General features: G+C 70.8%; 3 protein-coding genes. All 3 read right to left on the bottom strand.

The annotated features are described in order from the left end of the window. Nucleotides 1–216: 216 nt before the first annotated feature. On the bottom strand, nucleotides 217–540 hold the full coding sequence (locus ACFVYA_RS49810) for a DUF5994 family protein (RefSeq protein WP_387055671.1): 324 nt from the start codon (nucleotides 538–540) through the stop codon (nucleotides 217–219). Nucleotides 541–544: 4 nt separating this feature from the next. Further along, nucleotides 545–760 carry an RGCVC family protein gene (locus ACFVYA_RS49805; protein ID WP_387055669.1) on the bottom strand — a complete coding sequence of 72 codons (216 nt, stop codon included), beginning with the start codon at nucleotides 758–760 and terminating at the stop codon, nucleotides 545–547. A 273-nt stretch (nucleotides 761–1,033) separates the two neighbouring features. Beyond that, the gene (locus tag ACFVYA_RS49800; protein ID WP_387055667.1) at nucleotides 1,034–2,287 is read right to left on the bottom strand and encodes a hypothetical protein; all 1,254 of its coding nucleotides are present in this window, start codon (nucleotides 2,285–2,287) and stop codon (nucleotides 1,034–1,036) included. Nucleotides 2,288–3,040: the final 753 nt, after the last annotated feature.

The raw sequence follows: 3,040 nt of genomic DNA, 5'->3' as shown, positions 1-3,040 counted from the left end.
CTCCGGAACCATCAGCGACGCGGCCGACACCATCACCACTCCCAGTGGTGCCAGCGGCCTCGCCGGCGGCGTCGGCGTCGCCGGCATCAACAACGGCGGCCTCTGCACCTGCTGACCAGCGGCGACACTGAACGGCAGCGGCGCCATCACCGGAGATGGCGCCGCTGCCGGCAACAAATCCGGAAACACCCGTGATTCGCCTGGCACCGAGATGGGTCACCGCGGCGGCGCACTGTCCGCTTCCAGTGCTCGCTCCGCCGCCGCCGGATCGGCCTCGGGCGGGACCACCAGCAGGTTCAACCGGCGGACGCGCGGTCCGATCACGACGATCGCGTGCCGATCCAGGCCGACGAATCCGGCCAGCCGTGACAAACCGGTTTCGAGCGCGAGCTTCCGGGGAGCCGGCTCCCGCATCGCCGGGTTGAAGCTGATCCGGTCAACCGGGCCCGAGTCCGCGACGAGCGCGGTTACCAGGGCGCTGAATTCCGCGACCGGCCCCCGCGAGCGCAGTGGACTCCGCCGGCGGGGTTCCTGACGCAAGCGTTCATTTTGAGACACGCATTGCCGGGGTCACCGCTTTCTCCGACTCAACGGCGCACACGCAGCCGCGGTTGAACGTGCCCGCCTGCGTCGCCGCGCAGAATCGGCGCGCGATCACGTCGTGCGATTCCGCTGAATGGGGGCACGACGCACAGGCGGGCAGCACCGAATCGCCGATTTCCGTGACGGCGACGCCTGCTTCGACATCGATTTTCGACATACCGGGATCTCCTTTTGCAGCTGGCCGACCACAGGGCGCGGTCCGACGAACAGACGAGAAAGTCAGGACTCGCTCGAAATTCCGGCTTCGGGTCCCGGCTTCACCGAATGCGCCGAGGTCCGGGGCGATACCTGCACCTTACGCCCGTGCCGGCCACACCCACGCTCCGGTCCGGCCGCGTCCCGGGACGCCCGGGCACGGTCGCCCTCTTGGAACGAGCCCGGTAGGGACGGCCGGAGCCGCCCTACCGGGCTGGGTTCAGCGAGAGTCGTGTCAGATGCACACGACCGTGAAGCCGGCGAGGCCGCCCGCGCCGTTGAGCCCGGGGATGCCGTTCGCCGTCATGAGGGCGTCGGTGCCGCCGCCACCGGCCACGGTGCCGGAGCTGCCGACACCACCCGCACCGAGAGTCCCGCCGGCGCCACCAGCGCCGCCGGCGGCCGGGTCGCAGCCGTTGCCGCCGCCACCACCGGTGCCGCCATTGGCGCCGTTGCCACCGGTCACGGTGAGGCTGTCGTCGCCGAGGCCGCCGTTGACGGTCCCGCTGTTGCCGACACCGCCGGCGCCACCGGCACCGCCACCGCCACCGGCGCCACCGATCTGGCCACCGCCGACGCCGTTGCCGCCGTTGCCCGCCGTCCCGCCGAGGCCACCGGCCCCGCCGTCGACCTTCAAGGTGTCATTGCCCGCATCGCCGGTGACGGAACCGGCACTGCCGATCCCGCCCGCTCCGCCGACGCCGCCGAAACCGCCCGCGCCACCGCCGTGACCCGCGCCGGCGTTTCCGCCCGCGCTGCCGTTGGCTCCGGCGCCACCGGCCAGGGTGATGCCGTCGAGACCGTCGTCACCGCTGACGATCCCCGAACTGCCGAGACCGATACCGCCCACGCCGCCTGCGCCCCCGACGCCGCCGACGCCACCGGTACCGGCGCTGGGTCCGCTCGGGCCACCGAGCGCGCCGGCGCCACTGGCGCCGCCCTTGCCACCGGTGACCTTCACCGTGTCGTTGCCGAGGCCGCCGTGGATGGCGCCGACGCCGGCCTGGCCGCCCGCTCCGCCCGCGCCGCCGACTCCACCGGCACCGCCCGCTCCGCCGAGGACTCCGGCTCCGCCGGTGCCGCCGAGTCCGCCGGTCCCACCGGCGCCACCGGCGACGGTGACGCTGTCGGCGCCGTCCCCGCCGTTGACCGTCCCGGTGCTGCTCAGCGCGGGGCCACCTACGCCGCCTGCCGCGCCGGCGCCGCCGGCGAATCCGGCCGGGCTGGTACTCGTGCCGGACCCACCCGCGCCGCCGGGAGCGCCGGTGGTGCCCGCCGTGCCGGTCATGGTGACCGTGTCGTTGCCGGCCAAGGCGTCGATGGTGCCGCTCATGGGCCCACCGGTGACGGTGACGACGTCGTTGCCGGCGGTACCGGTGAGGATCTGCCCGGCGGCAATGCCGGCGGTACAGGTGACGGTGTCACCGGAACCGTTGAAGACGCGGGTGCAGCCGACCGGATCGGCGTGGGCCGCGCCAGGGACGATCAAGGCGAACCCCGCGGCGGTACCCAGTCCAATGAGGCCGGTACGGGTTCGACGAGCCGTAGTGGTGCGTGCGCTTGATCTCATGGGAAAACCTTCATGGCGTTGAGTGGATCCGGGCTGAAGCCACGGAACCGGGAGTGCAGCTGACAACCACTTTGCCGATGGCATTTCGTACCGAATATCCGGGGCAGGGTCCGTCGGCACTCCCAAGCCCCACACTCGCCCCGTCGCGGACACTTGGCAACGAAAAGGCGATAGTTCACTCCTCTGCGAGGATATCCCCCGATGCGAGAGCCGAATCCGGAGAAAACCATCGAATTCCATTGAATTCGATTAATCGCGCAGAAGTACGAGCCCGTAAACCAGTAAATCGGTGCAGATATGGCAGATGAACCACTTTGCGTACCGCCATTCGGGGGCCTGGGGTATCCATCGTCCGGCGGCCGGCGATAGGGTATCTTCCGTTACCCCGGACCTCGGTACCTGGCCTGCCCGCCACGACAGCGACGCAGATCACGAGCCGAGGTCTTTTCGTGGGCCGACTCACGCGTCCCGTTCGGCGAATCGGGCCGTCCTCCGCGGCATTCTCCTGCTGCCGCCCCGCACCGCAATCCGCCACTATTGTGCTCCAGGAAAGAAATCGTCATGCGACACGTCCGCACCATTGCCCGAGCCCTGTTCGGGGCCACCGTCGCGACCGGAGGCCTGGTCGCACTGGCTCCGGTGGCGCAGGCCATCACCATTCCGGTGGCCTGC

It is taken from the genome of Amycolatopsis sp. NPDC058278 (assembly GCF_042881395.1).
GTDB lineage: Bacteria > Actinomycetota > Actinomycetes > Mycobacteriales > Pseudonocardiaceae > Amycolatopsis.
The sequence above is the reverse complement of the archived record's forward strand: the minus strand, read 5'-3'. Positions and strand labels throughout refer to the sequence as shown.

What these genes read in the sequence shown, in the direction of transcription:
- ACFVYA_RS49805 (WP_387055669.1), bottom strand. Translation starts at nt 760, where the DNA reads ATGTCGAAAATCGATGTCGAAGCAGGCGTCGCCGTCACGGAAATCGGC.